The 18880-nt window shown below is 70.3% G+C and carries 12 protein-coding genes; 5 read left to right on the top strand and 7 right to left on the bottom strand.

Features of this window, described 5'->3' with window-relative positions; translation table 11 throughout:
- The first annotated feature begins 20 nt into the window (after positions 1–20).
- Positions 21–4562, top strand: a complete 4542-nt coding sequence (locus QHF89_RS37455) for a serine/threonine-protein kinase (protein ID WP_136972217.1) — start codon at positions 21–23, stop codon at positions 4560–4562.
- Between the two features lie 12 nt (positions 4563–4574).
- Here QHF89_RS37455 and QHF89_RS37450 read toward each other — a convergent pair whose 3' ends face one another.
- Positions 4575–4907 carry an FKBP-type peptidyl-prolyl cis-trans isomerase gene (locus QHF89_RS37450; protein ID WP_136927808.1) on the bottom strand — a complete coding sequence of 111 codons (333 nt, stop codon included), beginning with the start codon at positions 4905–4907 and terminating at the stop codon, positions 4575–4577.
- 156 nt (positions 4908–5063) lie between these two features.
- Between QHF89_RS37450 and QHF89_RS37445 the strand changes: the two genes are divergently transcribed.
- From QHF89_RS37445 to QHF89_RS37430, 4 genes are all read left to right on the top strand, one after another.
- Positions 5064–5801 carry an SDR family oxidoreductase gene (locus QHF89_RS37445; RefSeq protein ID WP_136972218.1) on the top strand — a complete coding sequence of 246 codons (738 nt, stop codon included), beginning with the start codon at positions 5064–5066 and terminating at the stop codon, positions 5799–5801.
- A gap of 84 nt (positions 5802–5885) precedes the next feature.
- Positions 5886–7451 (top strand): glycoside hydrolase family 1 protein, encoded by a 1566-nt coding sequence (locus QHF89_RS37440; RefSeq protein ID WP_170228872.1) that lies wholly within the window; start codon positions 5886–5888, stop codon positions 7449–7451.
- 131 nt (positions 7452–7582) lie between these two features.
- The gene (locus QHF89_RS37435) at positions 7583–8224 is read left to right on the top strand and encodes a S1 family peptidase (RefSeq protein WP_284721429.1); all 642 of its coding nucleotides are present in this window, start codon (positions 7583–7585) and stop codon (positions 8222–8224) included.
- Positions 8225–8243: 19 nt separating this feature from the next.
- Positions 8244–11210 (top strand): hypothetical protein, encoded by a 2967-nt coding sequence (locus tag QHF89_RS37430; protein WP_136972220.1) that lies wholly within the window; start codon positions 8244–8246, stop codon positions 11208–11210.
- Here QHF89_RS37430 and QHF89_RS37425 read toward each other — a convergent pair whose 3' ends face one another.
- From QHF89_RS37425 to QHF89_RS37400, 6 genes are all read right to left on the bottom strand, one after another.
- The gene (locus QHF89_RS37425) at positions 11211–11900 is read right to left on the bottom strand and encodes an SDR family oxidoreductase (protein ID WP_136972221.1); all 690 of its coding nucleotides are present in this window, start codon (positions 11898–11900) and stop codon (positions 11211–11213) included.
- Positions 11901–11927: 27 nt separating this feature from the next.
- Positions 11928–13067, bottom strand: coding sequence for an SUMF1/EgtB/PvdO family nonheme iron enzyme (locus tag QHF89_RS37420; protein WP_136972222.1), 1140 nt, complete (start codon positions 13065–13067; stop codon positions 11928–11930).
- 82 nt (positions 13068–13149) lie between these two features.
- Positions 13150–14136, bottom strand: a complete 987-nt coding sequence (locus QHF89_RS37415; protein ID WP_136972223.1) for a hypothetical protein — start codon at positions 14134–14136, stop codon at positions 13150–13152.
- Complete coding sequence (locus QHF89_RS37410) at positions 14133–14936, bottom strand: formylglycine-generating enzyme family protein (RefSeq protein ID WP_136972224.1); 804 nt, start codon at positions 14934–14936, stop codon at positions 14133–14135. Before QHF89_RS37410 ends, QHF89_RS37415 begins: the two co-directional genes overlap by 4 nt.
- A complete protein-coding gene (locus tag QHF89_RS37405) occupies positions 14921–15931 on the bottom strand; it encodes a formylglycine-generating enzyme family protein (RefSeq protein WP_284721428.1) in 1011 nt (336 codons plus the stop codon). Before QHF89_RS37405 ends, QHF89_RS37410 begins: the two co-directional genes overlap by 16 nt.
- Positions 15932–16063: 132 nt before the next feature.
- Positions 16064–18880 (bottom strand): lamin tail domain-containing protein (locus QHF89_RS37400; RefSeq protein ID WP_284721427.1); only part of this gene is annotated, 2817 nt, incomplete at its 5' end.

Here is an 18880-nt window from a genome sequence, read left to right as displayed (position 1 = left end):
CGTGGTAGCCTCGTCGGCGCATGAGCGCCAAAGCGCCGCGGGACTACGCGTCGGGGGAGCTCCTCGACGGCCGGTTCTTGCTCCTCGAGCGGCTCGGTCGTGGCGGGTTCGGCGACGTCTGGCGGGCCGAGGAGTTCCTGCCGGACGGCGTGCCGCTGCGCACGGTCGCGCTGAAGCTTTTGCAGCGAACGGCGTACGACGCCGCGCACTGGGCCGAAGAGGCGAAGCTCCTCGCCTCGTTTCGGCATCCCTCCCTCGTGACGATCTACGCGGCGGGCGTGCTCCGCGCGCCCGAGGTGATCCCGTTCGTCGCGATGGAGCTGCTCGAGGGCAAGAACCTCGCGGACGTGCTGCGTGATCGAAAGCGCGTGCCCTGGCGGCGCGTGCTCGGCTGGGCACGCGCGACGGCCGCGGCGCTCGACGTGATCCACGGGCGTGGCGTCGTGCACCTGGATCTGAAGCCGGCGAACCTGTTCGTCTCGAACGACGGCGCGCTCAAGGTGCTCGACTTCGGTATCTCGCGGCGGGCCGGATCGAAGGCGCCCGAGATCACGCCGCCGGCCTTCGGGGGCGGGGACGCCGCGGGGCTCGAGACGGCGGCGTTCGTCGCGGCGCAGGACGAGCGATCGTCGCACCCGACGCGCGCGCAGAGCTCGGGCCGCGCCGTTGTGGGCACGCCGGGGTACATGGCGCCCGAGATCCTCGAGCTCGCCGAGCCCACGCCCGCGGCCGACGCGTACGCCCTCGCCGCGACGATCGTGAAGCTCGCGACGGGGCGCATGCCGTACGAGGACGTCGCCGACGAGCCGATGGAGGTCTCCGATGCGGCCGCGATGAGCGCGTGGTGGTCCGATCTGCGTGACGCGACGCTCCGCGGCCATCTGCGGGATCTCTCGGCCGATCCGGCCGGTCTGCCGCGCGGGCTCGTGGCGCTGCTCGTGCGCCTCCTGTCCGTGGATCCGCTGCAACGAGAGGTCACCGCGGGCAAACTCGCGGCGCTCTTCGACGAGGCGTGGGAGCGGCCGTTCGGCGTGATGGATCCGCCGTACGCAGGCCTTTTGCCGTTGCCAAAGGAGGCCGAGGGGCAGCTCTTCGGCCGGGACGACGACGTCGCGCGCCTCGGCCGCGAGCTTGCGTTCGAGCCCGTCGTGGTGCTGTACGGGCCGCGCGGGGCGGGGAAATCGTCGCTCGCGTGGGCCGGCCTCGTCCCCCACCTCGCGCGCGCCGCGGTCGACGGCAAGGACGACTGGATCGCCGTGGCCGTTCGTCCCGGCGAGGATCCCGATCACGCGCTCGACGCGGCGCTCGGCGCCGTCGACCCGGCGCTCGTGGGCGCGTCCTCGGCGGAGATCACGCGGCACGCGGCGAGCTCGCCCGTGGGGCTCGTGCTGCTCGTCGATCCGCTCGAAGAGGCCCTCTCCGCGCCGGAAGGCACGAACACGCGGCTCGCTCGGCTCCTCGCGGATCTCGCGGCGGGCGGCGAGCGGCCGGGGCTGCGCGTGCTCTGCGCGCTCGGCGAACAACACGCCGCGGGCCTCGCGGATCCCGCAGCGCCGTTTGCGTCCTTGCGCGCCGCGCTCCGCTTCGTGGGGCCGCCGCCGGCCGCGGCCGTGCACGACATCGTCACGGGGCCGGCGCGGATCGCGGGCGCCCGGAGGATCGGCGCGGATGCGATCGTCGCCGACGTGCAGCGTGAGCTCCGCGGCGCCGATGATCGGCTGCCGCTCGTCGCGCTCGCGCTCGCTGCGTTGTGGGACAAATGTGCCCCGGAGGCAGGCGCGCGCGCGGGCCGCGTGCTCTCCGCGGAGAAATGGCGCGCGCTCGGCGGGCTCGTCGGCGCGCTCGCGATGCACGCCGAACACCTCCTCGTCTCGCTCGACGACGCGCAGCGCGAGGTCGCGATCGAGGCCGTGTTGCGGCTCTCGACGACCGATCACAAGCCCGTCCGCTGGGACGAGGAGGAGCTCGTCTCGGTCCTCGGCGAGGACACGGCGCTCGTGCGGCGCGTGCTCACGCGCCTCGAACGAGAGGGCCTCCTCCGGCGGCGCGACGGCCGTGTCGAGCTCTCGCACCCTTCGATCGCTGTGCTCCCGCGGATCGAGCAGGTCCGCAGCCGCGACGCCGAGCGGCTCGTCTTGCTCGAACGTCTTCGCGAGGCGGCGACCGCCTGGGATCGGGCGGCCGCGCACCCCGATTTTTTGCTGACTGGCTCGCTCTTCGAGGAGGTCCTCCGCAGGCCCGCGTGGACGCGCGCGTCGCTGACCACGCTCGAACGTCAGCTCGTGGCCGAGAGCCATCGCCTCGCGCGGCGGCGAACGATGCGGAAGGGCGCGTCGATCGTGCTCCTCTTCGCCTTGCTCGCGTTCGCTGTCGTGGGAAAGCGCGCGATCGACGAGCGGCAAGCGCGCGCCGAGCGGGCGCGCGTCGAGGCCGAGGAGCGCGCGTACGTCGCCGAGGTCCTCTTTCGTTCGCGCCGCGTCGACGACCCGTACCATCGCGCGGCCTGGATCGCCGAGGCCATCGAGTTCGGCGCGGAGGATCCGGCCCTCCCGCTCGATCTGCTCCGCGCGGGCACGGGCCTGCCGCGCGCCCAGTTCCTCACGCTCGAACCTTCGACGAACCCCTCGTTCCCCTGGGACGATCGGTGGCTCGTCGCGACGCAAGGATCCACGCGCCTCGTCGTCGTCGATCTCCGGTACGACCCCTTCTACAACGCCGCGTCGACCGACCACCCGGACACGCCCGGCTCCTCGGAGCTGCATCCGCGTACGCTCGTCGTGCGCCCGCATGACGCGCCGTTCGTCGAGCGGGTCCCGCTCCCGTTCGACACCGCGCTCGCGACGCGATCGGTCACCGGCGAGGTGCGGATCTTCCGCCTTCGTCCCGACGGCGAGGTCATGCTCGCGGGCATCGCGCCGCGTCGTTGCACGGGCGCGCTCGAGATCGCGGATGCGGCGCCCGTGCTCGCGTGTGCCTCGGACAGCGGCCTCCTCCGCTGGGATCTCCGCCGCTCGGGCGACGTCGACACGCACCCGTTCCAGGGCATCGTGCTCGACGTCTCGCCCGACGGCTCCCTCGTCGCGGCCGCGTCCGGATCGAAGCTCGTGGTCTGGCGGCCGGGCGACGGCAGCCTCACCGAGATCAAGCCGACGAGCGCGGCCGTGCTCGCTCGCTTCGGCCCGCGGGAGCCTTTGCTCGCCCTCGCCGAGCATGGCGCCTTCGAGATCCTCGATCCGGCGCGTCCCGACACGCCGCTCTTCCGCGGCCCCAGCGTGGAGGCGCCCTCGTTCCTCCGCTGGGACGAAGGTGGCCTCGATCTCGCCGTGTGCGGCACGGACCCCACCGGCCCCGACAAGGCGATCGTCGGCGGATTCCACTACCTCCGCCCCGGCCGCCGCGCGCCCGGCGACGCGCTGCCCCAAGGCTCCCCGTGCTCACCCGCGCCGCGCCCCAAGCGTCCCGCGCCCATCACCTCGCCCGACGAGGTCCCTGCGTTCGCGCGTGTCCCCATCGGCCCGCGTGATCTCCTCGGCGGCCATCGCCTGGAGAGCAGCCACGTCGTCACGGGCGACCTCGTCCTCCTCTCCGCTGGCGGCGCGATCGCGCCGCTCGTGCGCTTCCGCGGCGGCGACGGCCCTGCGCCCTCGTCGACGAGCTCGGTGCGCGCCGTGGTCCGCGAGAAGAGCGACGTCATCACGTTCCAGATCGACGACGAAGTCCGCTTCTACCGCGTGACCGACGGCAAACGCGAGCTCGGCCGCAAGGGCAACCTCCTCCGCCGTTGCCAGGACGGCCGTGTCGCCGCGTGGGCGCCCGAGGGCGAGGCGTGGCACGTGTTCGACGCCCGCAGCGGCGCCACCATCGGCAAGGTCTCGCGCGAGCCGGGCCTCGTCCTCGCCGTCGACGAGGCTTGCCGCACGCTCTTCACGCAGCGCCTCGACGGCGCGCTCGTGGCGACGCCCCTCGACGGCGCCGCGCCTGCTGCGCCCCGCGTCATCGCCTCGGCGGACGGCTACGTGTACGACGTGCGCCCGAGCGTGGCGCGCGGCGGGATCGGCGCGGGCTTGTGGATCGCGCTGAGCTCCGGCGCGCTCGCGCGGATCGACGAGGCGACGTCTGCGGTTCAGGTCCTCGGGTATGCGAGCCCGCGCGCGACGGCCCTCGGCGACGGCCCTCTGCCAGGCGAGCTCGTGTACGCCGACGATTCGGGCGTCGTCGTCCTTCGCGCGCGTGGCCCCGAGCGCCTGCTCGAAGCTTCGGGCGCGACCGTGTGGGAGGACGTCTCCGTCGCGCCCGACGGCCGCTCCATGCTCCTCCTCTCGGCCGATCGCGTCGTGGCGCTCGACGTCGCGCGTCGTGAGATCGTGGGCAGCATGCCGCTCCGGGGGCGCACGCGGTTCGTGCCCTGGGATGCGGCGGGATCGGTGCTCGTGTGGTCGTTTGATCGTCCGGGGGACGTGGAAGGCGAGGTCATCCCCCGGGGCCGGCCTCTGGCGGACGCGGTCGCGCGGACCCTTTCGAATCTACGCGTCGATCACGGCCGGCTCGGCCTTCAGCAGTGAACGCCTCTTGCTTCAGGACACGCTGATCAGCTCGACCTCGAAGACGAGCGTCGCGTTCGGCGGGATGAGCCCCGGGTACCCGCGCTCCCCGTAGGCCAGGTGCCCCGGGATCGTCAGCTTCCGCATCTCGCCCACCTTCATCCCGGCCACGCCCTGGTCCCAGCCCTTGATCACCTTCCCGGCGCCGAGCTGGAACTTGAAGGGGCTGCCCCGGTCGCGGGAGCTGTCGAACTTCTTCCCGTCCGTGAGTGTGCCCACGTAGTGCACATGGACCGTGTTTCCAGCCTGGGCCACTGCGCCGTTTCCTTCGCGGAGCAGCTCGATTTTGAGTTCAGCGGTCTCCATGTCGATTCTCCTCTCCCGGGGTCGGCCGGTATTCGACCGATCGGCGGGGCGCTCGTCAAGCGAATCGAGCGCGCGTTGCGACGAACGTGGTGTCTTTTTCCGACCTCGCGCGACTCCGGGCGCGCGGCGGGCTCGCGGGCGCGGTAGGATCGTCGTATGAGCGAGCAGCAGCACGGGCGTATCGCGCTCGTCACGGGGGGCGCGGTGCGTGTGGGGCGGACGATCGTCGAGGCGCTCGTCGACGACGGATACGACGTCCTCATTCATTATGCGGCGAGCGAGGAGCGCGCGCGCGAGGCGCGGGAGCACTTCCTTTCGCGGGGCGCGCGCGTCGAGCTTTGCCGGGCGGATCTCTCGGATCGAACGGGCGTGAGCGGCCTCGCCGCGCGGGCGCGCCGGTTCGGCGCGGGCAAACTCGACCTCCTCGTGCACAACGCTGCCAATTTCGAGCGGGTTTCTCCCGACGAGCTCGACGCGGGCGCCTGGGATCGGGCGATGGCCTTGAACGCGAAGGCGCCTTATCTGCTCACGCTCGCGCTCGCGGCGGAGCTCCGGGCCGCGCGGGGATCCGTCGTGGCGATCGGCTGCGTCAGCGCCGAACGGCCGTTCAAGCATTACATCCCTTATTCGATCTCGAAGGCCGCGCTCGTCTCGACCATGCAGGGCCTCTCCCTCGCGCTCGCGCCCGATGTGCGCGTGAACGTGGTTTCGCCGGGCACGGTCCTCCCGCCGGACGACGTCGACGACGAGCGACGCGAGCGGCTGCGCAGGAAGATCCCGCTCGGGCGGATCGGCGATCCTGCGGACGTGGCGCGCGCGGTGCTGTTTTTTGCGAAAAACCACTTCGTGACGGGCCAGGTGCTCGCCGTGGACGGTGGACGTTCGATTGTGTGAGGGTTCGTCGGGGCTGGATCATACGCTGTTTTTCCGAATTCCCTCACCCAGCGGTTTTTCCGTTTCATGTTAGGTTTCGCCTTCATGAGAACCGATGTCCGCCTCGCCATATCGATGATGTGTTTGCTGGCCGCGTGCGGGGAGGACCCTCCGGTGACCGAGGTCCCCGAGGTGGCCGAGGATCTCTCGTTTCCCGAGGGATTTCTCTTCGGGACCGCGATCGGCGGGTTCCAGGCCGACATGGGCTGCCCGACGCCCGGCCTCGACGGTTGCGTCGATAACGGATCCGATTGGTATGCGTTTGTCACCTCCCCCGCGACGACGATCTCGCCGATGGCATACCTGTCCGGGCAGGACCCCGCTGTCGTCGGCCCGGGCTTCTGGGAGCTCCACGAGATGGATCTCGATCGAGCGCGGGGGGAACTCCACAATGGTGCATTCCGCTTCAGCATCGAGTGGAGCCGCATCTTTCCCGAGGCGACCGACGGCCTGAGCGGGTACGAAGCATTGCGGTCCGTCGCGAACGAGGCGGCGCTCGCACATTACCATACGATGTTGAATGGGCTCCGCGTGCGTGGCATGTCCCCGGTCGTCACCCTGCATCACGGGACGCTCCCTGCGTGGATTCATGACGGCGTCGGGTGCCACCTGGACCTCGCCGCGTGTTCGCCGCGGGGATGGCTCGATCGGGAGCGAACCGTTGCGGAGATCGCGAAGTATGCCGGGTTCGTCGCGCGCGAGTTCGGCGCGGACGTCGATCGCTGGGCCACGCTGGACGAGCCCTTCACCGTCCTCCTCGCGGGCTACCTCGCCCCGAGCGCCGAGCGCAGCCATCCGCCGGCGGTGTCGCAGCCGTCGAGCGCCGCCAAGGAGGTATTCGTCGCGCTCGTCGAGGCGCACGCGCGCATGTACGACGAAGTGAAGGCGAACGACGCGGACGACGCCGACGGCGACGGGAGCCCTGCCGACGTCGGCCTCGTCTATGCAATGACCCCGGCGTCCCCGGCCGATCCGGCGAGCTCGCTCGACGTGAAGGCGGCCGAGAACATGTTTTACCTGTACAATCTGGCCTACCTCGACGCGGTCGCGAAAGGGGAGCTCGACGCGGATCTCGCGGGCAAGAGCGCGAAGCGCGCCGATCTGGAGGGCCGCATGGATTGGCTCGGCGTCAATTATGGAACACGCGCCACGGTGCGGGGCTCGAGCGGCCCCATGTTGCAGGCGTTCACGCCGCTCGGCACGTTCGATCCGCTGGACGTGCGCGCGGGCGAAGAGGATCCGCGGGGCCTCTACGAGATGCTGGCGCTCGCTTATCGAACGTATGGTTTGCCTCTCTATATCACGGGAAATGGGCTCGCTCACCCTCTCGACGACGAGGACGCGGGCCCGAGCTTCCTCGTCCGACACCTCGCCTGGGCGAGCCGCGCGGTGCAAGAAGGGATCGACCTGCGCGGCTACTTCTTCTGGAGCCTCGTCGACGATTACGAGTGGAATCACGGCATGAGCCGGCGCTTCGGCCTTTATGCGGTCGACGCGGACGATCCGCAGAAGAACCGCACGCCGCGCAAGACGGCCGAGACCTATGGCCTCATCGCCGAGGAGCGCCGGATCCCACCCGAGCTCCTCGTGGCCTATCCGGCCCCGCGATGAAGGCCGGGCCACCACCCACGCTGTTCACAGCGAACGCGCTTTCCGCAGCGAGGCGCGTTAAGATGAGGCGTGCTCCACGCCTCGCCCCGCACCCCCCCTCACGAAGGCGCCTGCGTTCGGGAGCGAGGCCCGTGAGCCTCGTCGCGCAGAAGCTCCGGGTCGCCGCCGCGGATCCGGCCGAGCCTTGCCTCGACCGCCCCGTCGTCCGGATCCGCGCGCGTTTCGGCAAGACCTGGGCGGCGCCGGGGACCGGGTTCTTCATCGCGGACTGGCTCTCGTCGATCGTCACGGCCCGGCATGTCGTCGCGCTCGCGGACGGCGCGGTGCCCGCGGAGGTCTCGATCCGCGTCCTCGCCGGCGGCCGCTGGGTCGAGCTCGAGGCCGTCGCCGTCGCGTATCCGTCGGGCAGCGTCGCAGCCGACGATGTGGCCATCGTCCGCGTGAACGCGCGGTGCACGAGCGAACTGCGCATGGCCACGCTCGACGCGCCCGTGGCGGGCCAGATCTGGGGGTATCCGCTCGGGAACGAGGCGCCGCGCCCGCCTGCGATCGTGCCGGCGCGGGCGCGGCCGAGCGAGGGCAAGGTCTTGCTCGATCGCCAGGGCCGCATCGGCATGAGCGGCGGACCCGTCGTCGCGGTCGTCGGCGAGGGCCCGCCCACGGCGGTCGTCGGCATTTACCTCGGGCCTTCCCCGAACGGAGGTGGCCGGGCCCAAACCCTCGCGGCCCCGTCGGTGCTCGCCAGCATGGAAGCCGCGATGGGCTGTGCTTGATTGCTTGCAAAGAGACGCCATGAGGACGAGGACCAAACCTTCAATCGTCGGATTCGGGCTCGCGCTTTTGGGCTTGGCCTCGCTCCAAGATGCGAGCGCCGGACAGGTCACGCCCGTCGTCGTCCCCTCGGATCAGCCTGCGCCGTCCCCGACCCTGGCGCCGATTGCGCCGCCCGTGACGACCTCCGCCGCGACGGCGACGGCGCCCCCGGGCGACGCGGGGGATCCGATTCAGGTCCACGTCGGCCGCGTCGAATCACTCACATCACTCGCCCGCGCCTTGCGGGCCTCCTGCGCGGCACCGGCGGGCGACGATCCCAAGGCCGCGCTCGAAAAGGCCGCGGCGCGCCTCGTGGCCGAGCGAAAAAGAATCGAGGCCGTCGAAGCGCGGCAAAAAAAGCTCGAACAAGATCTCGTCGCGAAGCCCCTCGACGGGCGCACGATCGCGGCTTTGGAGGCGGTGAAACGCGAGCGGAAGGTCATCGAAGAGGCCGCGCGGAAGGACGTCGCGGGCAGGCTCGACGAGCCCGCGCGGAGCCTCGCGGGCCTGCGCACCGACCTTTGCGCCGAGCTTTGCGCCGGGGGGGACACGGCAGCGTCGCCGGTAAATTTTTGCGCCTTTTCGGCGCCCGCCCTCGCGAATGCAGCCGTGATCGCGGATCAACGTAGTGTCGAGGCCGTCGCCCGATACGTGGCACGCAAATTCGATCCGATCCGGGTCGTCCTCGCGGATCGGACCGTGCTCTCCCTTGCCGAGATCGGCGAGGCCGATCCGCTCCTCGCCCGCCAATTCCCCCTCCTGGACGTCCCCGCGGCGGCGACGCAGGTCTTCACCGTGCAGCATACCGGCCTCGAAGTGGCCGCGTTCACGGCCGCCACGCTCGACGTCGGCGTCCGCGCGCTCGCGAGCTTCGTCGGGGATCGGGCCCGGCGCGAGGCGCTCGTGTGGTTCCTCGAGCGATTGCACGAGGACGCTTGTGGCCCTGCGATGACGCCCTCCGGCGCGCCGGGGGATTCGTACCGCGAGATTCGTGGTTTCTGGTTGCCCACGACTTGCGCGCTCTCCACGCGCCGCCTCGATTTCGCGCAATATGGCGGCGGCGAGAGCTTGCTCGGCGCGCTCCGGGGCGCCGTCGCCTCCGACGTGAAGCGCTGGCCCGGCGTCGCGCTCGGCCTCGGCGTCGGCGCCTCGTTGTGGGCAGACGTGAACCTCGGCGGCACCCTCTTCACGTGCGCCGAGGACGCCTCGGCCCCGGTGATTTGCGAGGCCACCGACGCCGATCGTTTCACCTGCGAGACCCGCGTCCAGAGGCGGCTCGCTTGCGGCGCGGAAGTGCGGCTGCGCGGGGCTGCGTCGAAGCTCGTCTCGGACCTCTCGACCGGCGCGAATGCGGCCCTGAGCCTCTCCCATTTCGGCGACGAGCTCGACGGCGCGAACGGGTATCGAGTCCTCCGCGGCGGGCCCCGGCGCCTCTTCAGCCAGCGCCTCGAAGTCGCGGCGTGCGCCGCTTCCCTCCCGCATGTCTTTCAGGAGTACGGCGAGCTCGTCCGCCAAACCCGCCCCGGCCGGGCCGAGGAGACCGAGGCGCTCCTGCTCGCCGCGCTCACCACGTCCCCCGCGTGTTTCACCCTCGTCGGCCGGGGTTTTTCCCGGAACGATTGCCCCGCATTCTCCGATAGCCCCGACGCGACCGGTGCCCGCGCATGCCACCAGAAAAAACCGGCCGTCGCGGGGGACGTCGATGCCGCGCTCCTTGCGACGCTCGAAGCCACAGCGCCCCTCGAAAAACTCTCGACGATCGTGCGGTGGTCGAATTTCGTGCGGTTTCCCGCGGCCGAGATCGGCACCCGCTGGAGCGCCGTGCTCACGGCGTTCGAGGCCTACCGCGCCGCCGCCGAGGCGCTCCGCGCGCCGCTCGATCCCAAGCTCGTGAGCCCGCCGGCCCTCCAGATCGGCGTCGACGTCGACGGGAAGAAGATCGGCGAGATCGTGCGGGCCCTCGAAGCCTACGCCCGCGACACCTCACGATTGGCCAGCCAAACCCAATCTTTCGCGCTCCAGCGCGCCGCTGTCGTGCTCGCCCGCGCGTCGCTCGATCTCGCCGTCGCCTTCGTCGCGGCCGGCGAGCAGCTCTCCGAGGCCGTCTCGTTCCCGGGCCTCTGCAAGGCCGCGACCTGCTCGCCTGGCGAGATCACGCCGATCTTCGCCGCGGCGCGGGCCGAGCTCTTGCGCCTCGCGGTGAGCCTCGAGACCCTCGAGGCGGCGCTCGCCGAGGACTGGGGCAGGGTCGTCGCGCGGGTCATCGCGGCCGCGCGCGCCGACCTCGAGCGCATGTGCCGGGACGAGGAATGCAAGAAGCTCTGCGCCGCGGGAAAGGGGCCGTGCCGCCCCCTCGACGCCCTTGCGCGCCACAGCGGCCTCTTCGCGACCCTCGCCTTCGAGTCCGATCCTGCGCGGATCGCCGCGGCCCTCGACGCGGCCGCCATGCCCATCGGCGGCTGGCGACGGAAAAACCTCCCCGGCGTCACCACGATTTCGCTCGGCGCGTTCCCCGGCATGTTCGTCGGCGGCGAGCTGCGCTTCGGCACCTACGGAACCACCACCGAGCGCGGGAGCGTGCCCCACTTCGTCGCGCCGACCCTGACCATGCCGATCGGCATCGATTTCGCGACCGGGCGCGGCGATTCCAACCTCGGCGCGTTCGTCTCGTTGATCGATCCGGCGGCCTACCTGCAATATGACGTCGCGCAGGACGGCCGTTTGCCCGGGGCGCAGGTCCTCACGTTGCTCGCGCCCGGCGTGTACCTGCGGGCGGGCCTGTTCGACAGCCCCTTCAATCTCGGCGTCTATGGCGTCTTCCGGCCCGGGCTCCGCGCGTGGGAGTCCGGGCTCAGCATGCCGGGCGCGCACGCCTTGCAATTCGGCGTCGCGGCGAGCGTGGACGTCACGCTCTTGGATCTGTTCACGGGCGCGGCCGCGCCGTGATCACCAGGGAATCGTCTCGCCGCGGAAATGGAAGAAGCCCCCCGAATCGGCGCGGGAGAGGCGATCGATGAGCGTGACGATGCCGGCGCCCGCTTCCTCGACGGACGTCGGCGCGCCTGGCCCGCCCATATCGGTCTTCACCCAGTCCGGGTGGAGCGAGATCACCGTGAAATCCTCGCCGCGGAGGTCGATGGACATCGACTTGGTCGCCATGTTCAGCGCCGCCTTCGACATGCGATAAGCGTACGCCCCGCCGTCCGTGTTCTCCGCGATGGAGCCCATGCGGCTCGACACGTTCACGACCTTGCGCACCGAGCTCCGCCGGAGGTGCGGGAGCAGCGCCGACGCGACGCGCAGCGACCCCACGGCGTTCGTATCGAAGGTCCGCGTCACGTCCGCGAAATCGAGGTCCGCGAGCGAGAGCCATTTGCCCATGACGCCCGCGTTGTTGAGGAGCACGTCCACCGCCACGTCGCCGATCGCGGCGGCGAAGGCGCGCACGCTCGTATCGTCCGCGACATCGCAGGCGAAGACGCGCAGCCGCCCGCCCGCGTCCTTTCCGAGCGCGGCGAGCTCGCGGGCGGCTTCGGGGTTTCGGACGCCGGCGTCCACGTGGTCGCCCCGCTCCAGATACCTACGGGCGAGCTCGAGGCCGATGCCTCGGTTCGCTCCAGTGATCACGATGCGCATGTTGTGGGGTATAGCACGGCCGCTCGGTCATTTCCCGACCGATTTGCAGCAACGGAAACCGAGATGGTAATTGCCGTGGCTGTTGGGATCCGTCACGCGGGTCCCGTGCCAGTCGGGCGCGCGCCACCGGCAATCATCCGGGTGGGCCTCGAAGTCCGAGAAGATGAACCAGCTCCCTTTCATCTCGGTCTGTCCCGTGCCCCCGTGGCTCGTCATCTCCTCGGGGCGGAGCGGTAAGTTCATGTGCTCGGCCACGTTTCCATGCTGATCGTACACGCCGAACGGGCTCTTGCACTCCGGGAACGAGCCGGCCGGGAACGTGTTCGTCCCGCAACGCTTCCATCCGCTCGACGTGCACCCTTTCGTCTTGCGGCTCTTCGTCGCGCACTTCGAATGGTCCTTCCCGCGGCCGTACGCCCAGACGATCTCTCGATCTCGGTTGTGCAGATCCTTCGATTCTTTGCGCGCCTTGCCGAACGAATACTCCTGCTCCGGCGCGTGGACGGCCCCGGCACACGCGCCCTCCCATTCGTGGGCGTCACAGAGCCGCTTGCCGATCGCCGCGCAGAGCTCGGCCGCCTCCTTTGCGGTCGGGCCCGTGACCGGGTGCTCGCACGGGATCCCAGGGAATTCGTACCGATCGATGCAGACCCGCGCGTCCGCCTCCTTTTCGCCCGCGAGCGCGTCGTAGATGGGCGTCATGAACGGCGCGCCGCAGGCCGGTTCGTCCTGCTCGAACCCCCCGGCCGTGTTCCGCGCCTCGCGGCATTCCTTGCGCGTCATCGGGTGTTTCGTGACCTTGGGGTTGCCTTGGCCGAGCACGGGCGAGCGCTCGAAAATGGCGCGCACCGCGGCCATTTGCTCGTCCGTGACGTGGAGCATCGATACCATGCGCCGGAAGAGCGCCTCGCGTTGCTCCTCAATCGTATCCGGATAGAGCTCTTCGTCCGGCAGCGGCGGCAGGGGCGCGAAGACCTTCGGCGCGGGTGGCTCGGGCTCCTTGACGCTCGGCGCAGGCGCGGCGGCCGAAGCGGACGGGGAGGGGAGCGACGAGGCGCCTGGGGCGACGTCGTTCTCGCTGGTCTCGGGGGACGAGCACGCGGCGAGGGCCGAGGCGAGGAGCGCCGGGGCGGCGTGGCGGATCACAGAAACGAGCAGGGGCGGCATGCGGCACGTCAGACGCGTGGGCGGCGCGGTCGTCTTCCCGGCGCCACGGCGGGGCAAGCTATACCCCGAGCCGCGCCGCTCGTCACGGGACGTCGAGGTCGAGGAGAAGCATCGCCACGAGCGAGGGCCCGCGGCCCTTCACGTTCGTCACCGAGACCTTGTACGTGTGCCCTTTCGTGGGTTTGAGCGCGACGACGGGCGACGCGTCCTCGGCCTCGTCGCGGCCGGCGATCTCGTTCGTCGTCACGTCGAGGACCTCCAGATCGATGTCATCGGTCCGACCATCGGCGCCGGCGAGGACCACGCTGAGCGGCGCATCGAGCTCGAGCCCGCCCGTCTGGATGCCCTCTTCTTCGGCGAGGATCGTCCCGAAGAACGACCACTCGCCGTCGGCGTGGAAGGCGAGGCCCTGCGAGCCCTCCATCTTCCGCGCGACGAGGTGCGAGGCCCGCGCCGCATTCGAGAGGGTCTGGCCGAACGAGTCGACGAAACGACGCACCGAGATCGATTGACCTCCCTCCCGCATGACGGCGACGACGCCAAACCCGCCGCCTTCGCCTTTTCTCGCGTTCGCCAGGCGAATGCGGTATTTGCCGTCCACGGGCGGGGTGAGCTCGACGACGGGCTGCGCGTCGTCCATCGTATCGGCCGCGATCACCTTGCCCTCGGGGCTCTCCACGGCGAGGTCGAGATCCTCGACGCCGTCCGAGCCTCCGCCGAGGATCACGTAACGCACCCCGCCCCGGAGCGGGCGCGTGACCGACACCTCGCGGCCATTTTCGAGGAAGGCGCCGAGCACGCAGGAGGCGTCCTCGTCGAAGCCGAAGCGTGATTGCCGTTCGAATCGTTGCGCGGCGCCCGTCACGAGCCCGACGGCCTGCGTCATGAATCGGCCGGGCCGCCAGGCGGACCTTTCGTCGTCGTCCGCGTCGCTCGGTCCCGTCGGATCGCCCTGCGCCGCGGGGGATGGCGCGGGTTGCGTGGCCCCCGCGCGAGGCGGCAGGCTCCCTCCGCCGCCGCCACACCCGGCGATGCAGGCGAGGAGGATCGGAAGGACGGCCCGGTTCATGTGCCCCCTGCACAGCAACGGAAACCCGTGTTGTCCTCGGCGACGTGGATGGGCCGAGAGCTCCTCGCGTCGCAGCCCATGTATTTCGCCGAGCTCGAAAACGATCCGCCGCGGCGCCGGCACTCGGGGACGCCCCCATCGCCCTGCATACACGCGTCTTCCCATTCCCACACGTTGCCGCTCATGTCGACGATCCCCTCCGAACCGCCGCCGCAGCCCGGGAGCACGAACGCGACGAGGGGCGCCCCGTACTTCGCATCGGCGCCATTGCACGCATTCGGATCGTAGGTCGAGCCGTAAGGAAACGGCATCTCGCCGCCGTGCGTGCAGGCGCTGTACCACTGGCTCTGCGCGGGATCGTCGTGCCCGAAATAAGGCGTGGGCCCGCCGGTCATGCGCCCGCAAAGGTGCTTGCCGAAGGCCGCGCAGAAGGCGACCGCGTCGCAAAAATCGACGTTCACCACGGGATAGTCGTTCTTCGGCGGCGCCCCCGACGAGGGCACGAACGTCATATTCTCGGCGCAATCGGGGCGCTGCCCGCTCGTGTCCGGAGACGTCTCCAGCCACGCGGCATACTGCGCGTTCGTCACCTCGATCGTGTCGATGCAATACGCCCGGCCGTCCCAGCCGCCGAGCGCGATCATGGGCGGCGTCCCGGGTGCGTCCGGGCACGTCAAGGCGCCCGCGTCGTCGACGAACGTGCCCGTCGCCCCGCCGCTCGCCCCCGTTCCGCCCTCGCAGCCAAGGGCCGCGGCGACGAGCTCGAGCGCCGCGGCGGCGCGGATCAATCGGCGCAGCATCGGAAGCCCGTGTTCGCTTCCGCGGCGTCCCGCGGCCGCGAGCTCGCGACATCACAATCGACGTTGTCCGCCGAACTCGAGAACGATCCGCCGCGGCGACGGCAGACATCCACGCCGCCGTCCGCGGGGACACACGAATCCTCCCATTCCCACACGTTGCCGCTCATGTCGACGAGCCCCTCGAACCCGCCGCCGCAGCTCGCGAGCGTGCCCACGGGCAGGACCGCGCCATAGGCCGCGTCCTTCACGTTGCAGGCATTCGCGTCGTACGCCGGACCATAAGGAAACGCCTGCGTGTCGCCGTGGCTGCACGCGCTGAACCACTGGTTGCGCGAGGCGTCGTCGTGCGCGTAATAAGGCGCCGGGCCGCCGCCGATGCGGCCGCAGAGCCGCTTGCCCACGCCCTTGCAATATGCGAAGGCGTCACACCAGTCGACGGACCCGACCGGATAATCGTTCTTCGGCGGGGCGCCGGTGGAGGGCGTGAACGAGAGATTCGACGCGCACGTCGCGCTCTGGTTCGCGACGCTCGGGCTCCTTTCGAGCCAGGTCGCATATTGTGCGTTCGTCACCTCGGTGGCGTCGATGCAATAAGCCTTCCCGTCCCACCCCGGCACGGCGACCATGGCCGCCGTGTTCGTGATGGAGGGGCATGCCTTCGCGCCCGCGTCGTCAATGAACATCCCGCTGCTGCTGGAGCTCGTGGCGCCGCCCATGCCCCCCGCGCCGCCGGCCGCGCCCATGCCGCCGCTGCCCCCGCCCGTGCCCGCGCCACCCGCGCCCGAGGAGGACGAGCTCGCGCCGCCGTTGCCTCCGTTGCCTCCGCTGCCACCCGTGCCGCCTGTGCCGGTCGTGGAGGACGACGTGGTGGGTTGTCCGATGACATCGGGGGGCTCGCTCGCGCCGCACCCCGCGGCGGTCTGGCTCGCCACGACGGCGACGGGCAGGGTGGCGAAGCCCAGGATCAGGGCACGACGTAGAAGGTCTCGGCGCATCGATCCCTCGCGCTGCAAAAGCATAGGGGCAAGCCCGATGGATACCCCATCAGGGACGCGGCGAGAAGGGCTTGCCCGGGAGGAAGTGAGGAGGAAGGCCCGCGCGGGCCTTCCTCGGGGAGGGGAGGGACGTCAGGGGATGACGCTGAGGATGGGCAGCTCGGTGACCTCGAAGGTGAGACCGGCGTTCGAGCCGGCGCCATTGAGGTCACAATAGGTCCAGCTCGACCCGGCGTTGTGGCTGAAGCGGTAGACGTAATGGTACGTGCCGGCCGTCGCAGGCGCCGTGAACGAGGCCTGGTACTCGTCGTCGTTGCCCACCTGGATGTTGAACGTCGCCGGGACGAACGTATACCCGCTCTGCGTCGTCGGGTTCACGTTCGCCGGCCCATACCCGAGCTGGGCCACGATGGCGGCGTTCGCGCCGGCTGCCTCCGTGAGGCCGGCGTCGAAGACACGACCGTAAATGGTCTCGGTCATCTGGCCGGCATGCGGGGCGGTGCTCGCCGGATACTGGACGACGCAATAATCGATTTCCGTCGGGGCGCCCGACTCGTTCGCCGTCCCTACGATGGGGCAGCTACAAGCGAGCACGGCCGTCGCGGAGTTGCGGGGAGTGACGGTGGCAGCCGTGAAATCGGTCGCGTTCTGGTTGGTGTCCGTGCATCCGCCGTTGTTACGAATTGGTGTTGCTGCGTTGTTCGCGGGTGTGGGCGTCGGGCCAGTCCCTTCGTAACAGGTAGCGTTTCCGTAACCCACGAAATCGATGATCGTCGGACTGGTGGGGCATGCAACCGTCAAGGCCGTCGTCGTATTGACGAGCGCTACCTTGCCACCGGGCCCACCCATGGCGATGTTGCCCGTCTGGTCCGGCGACGGCAGGTCGGTCGTACCTCCGGCACCTGCAGCTTGCTGGATCAGGTAATATCCTCCAGGAGCGATCGTCCCGGTGAGCGTCATCGGGGTCCAGGAGGAGCCGGTCGCGCTCGCATATTGCACGCTCCATCCCGCAAGGTTCACCGGGGTCGTGCCACGATTGTGCAGCTCAATGAAGTCTTGCTTGTAGACCGCGCCCGTGTTGCCGCCAGCGCCATACACCTGGCTGATCACGACCGAGCCCACGCACGAATTCGTCGGCTCCGCCGTCAAGAACCCGTCCGGCGTCGTGTACGCGGCAGCGAGCGGCGTACCCGCTGCATTCTGCGCGCCCGTCGTCACGCGGATCTTGTACGCCGAGAAGTACGAGAGGGCCGGCGCCGGGACGAGCGTCGCGACGGTGTTGCCCATGCTCATCGTCGGCGCGGCCGCCGCGAATCCGAGGCACGTGGCAAAATCGTCCGTCGAGATCTGGATCGACCCCGTGCAGGCCCCGGTCACGGTCGTCGCCGTCAGCGTGGACGGGTTCATCGCGGTGCTGAACGTGACGGCGATCGTCGAGCCGACCGGCACGTCGAGCGCCCCGTCCGCCGGCGTCGTCGCCGTGACCGTCGGCGCCAACGCCCCGACGCAGACCCCCGCGCCGTTGCATTGCGTGCCGCCATTCTGGTTGCACGGCGTGCCCGACGTCTGCGGCGGATGCGACGGCGTCCCGTTGGTGCAGACCTCGAGCGTGCACTGCTGGCCGTCGTCGGCCGGCAGGTCGGTGTTGTCGTTCGCCGTCGTCGTGCCGCCCATGCCGTCGCACACGGACGCCTTGCAATCACCGGGCATCTGCGTCGCGAGCGGCGTGCCGGAAGGCGCGTACGTCATGCCACAGACGCTGGCATTGCAGACCGGCGCGCCGCACTCGGTGACCTGGCCGGGGCAATCCGCGGCCGTGGTGCAGCCGACGCACTGGCCCATACCGTTGCACTGGTTGCCATTGCCGCAATCCGTGCCGGTTGGCAGATTCGTGTGGGAGACGCCGGTCGCCGGGTCGCAGGCGTCGGCCGTGCAAGCGTTGTTGTCGTCGATGGGGACGGGCGTGTTGGAGACGCCGGTCGCCGGATCACATGCGTCCGTCGTGCAGGCGTTGTTGTCGTCGATGGGGACGGGCGTGTTGGAGACGCCGGTCGCCGGATCACACGCGTCCGTCGTGCATGCGTTGTTGTCGTTGGGGTTGACGGGCGTGTTGGAAACGCCGGTCGCCGGATCACACGCGTCCGTCGTGCAAGCGTTGTTGTCGTTGGGGTTGACGGGCGTGTTGGAGACGCCGGTCACCGGGTCACAGGCGTCCGTCGTGCAAGCGTTGTTGTCGTTGACGGTGACCGGGTTCTGCACCGGCCCATTCGTCGGATCACACGCCGCCACGGTGCATGCGTCGTTGTCCTCGGCCGGCAGGTCCGTGGCGTCGTCCACGGGGACGATGTTTCCATTGCCGTCGCAGACATTCCGCTTGCAATCTCCGTCCGTCGGATCCCCCGCGGCCGTACCCTGCGCGGCATTGTTGACGCCGCAAACGCCGGCCGTGCAGGTGCGGGTCTGGCAGGCCGTGTCCTGGCCCTGGCAATCGGCCGCCGTCACGCATCCGACGCACGCGCCCATTCCGTCGCAGAGCAGGTTCATGCCGGCGCCGCACGCCGCGCCCGCCATCACGTTCATGTAGGTCGGCGCGCCATTCGCGCAGGAATCGCTCGTGCACTCGTTGTCATCGTCGGGCAGGTCGGCGTCGTCGTTGACGCTGACCACATTCCCGGCGCCGTCACATTGATCGACCTTGCAATTGCCGTCTTGCTGGGTCGTGACCTGCGTGCCGGCGTTCACGAACGCCGTGCCGCACGTCCCCGCGTCGCAGGTGGCGATCAAGCATTCGTTCCCCGTGGGAGGGCAATTCGCAGGAACGGTACACTCCGGGGTGCCGCCGCCGGCGCCGCCCATGCCGCCGGCGCCGCCCATGCCGCCGCCGCCCATGCCGCCCATGCCGCCGGCGCCGCCCATGCCGCCGCCGCCCATGCCGCCCATGCCGCCGAG

This window comes from Polyangium sorediatum, from assembly GCF_029946465.1.
Lineage (GTDB): Bacteria > Myxococcota_A > Polyangia > Polyangiales > Polyangiaceae > Polyangium > Polyangium fumosum.
The sequence above is the reverse complement of the archived record's forward strand: the minus strand, read 5'-3'. Positions and strand labels throughout refer to the sequence as shown.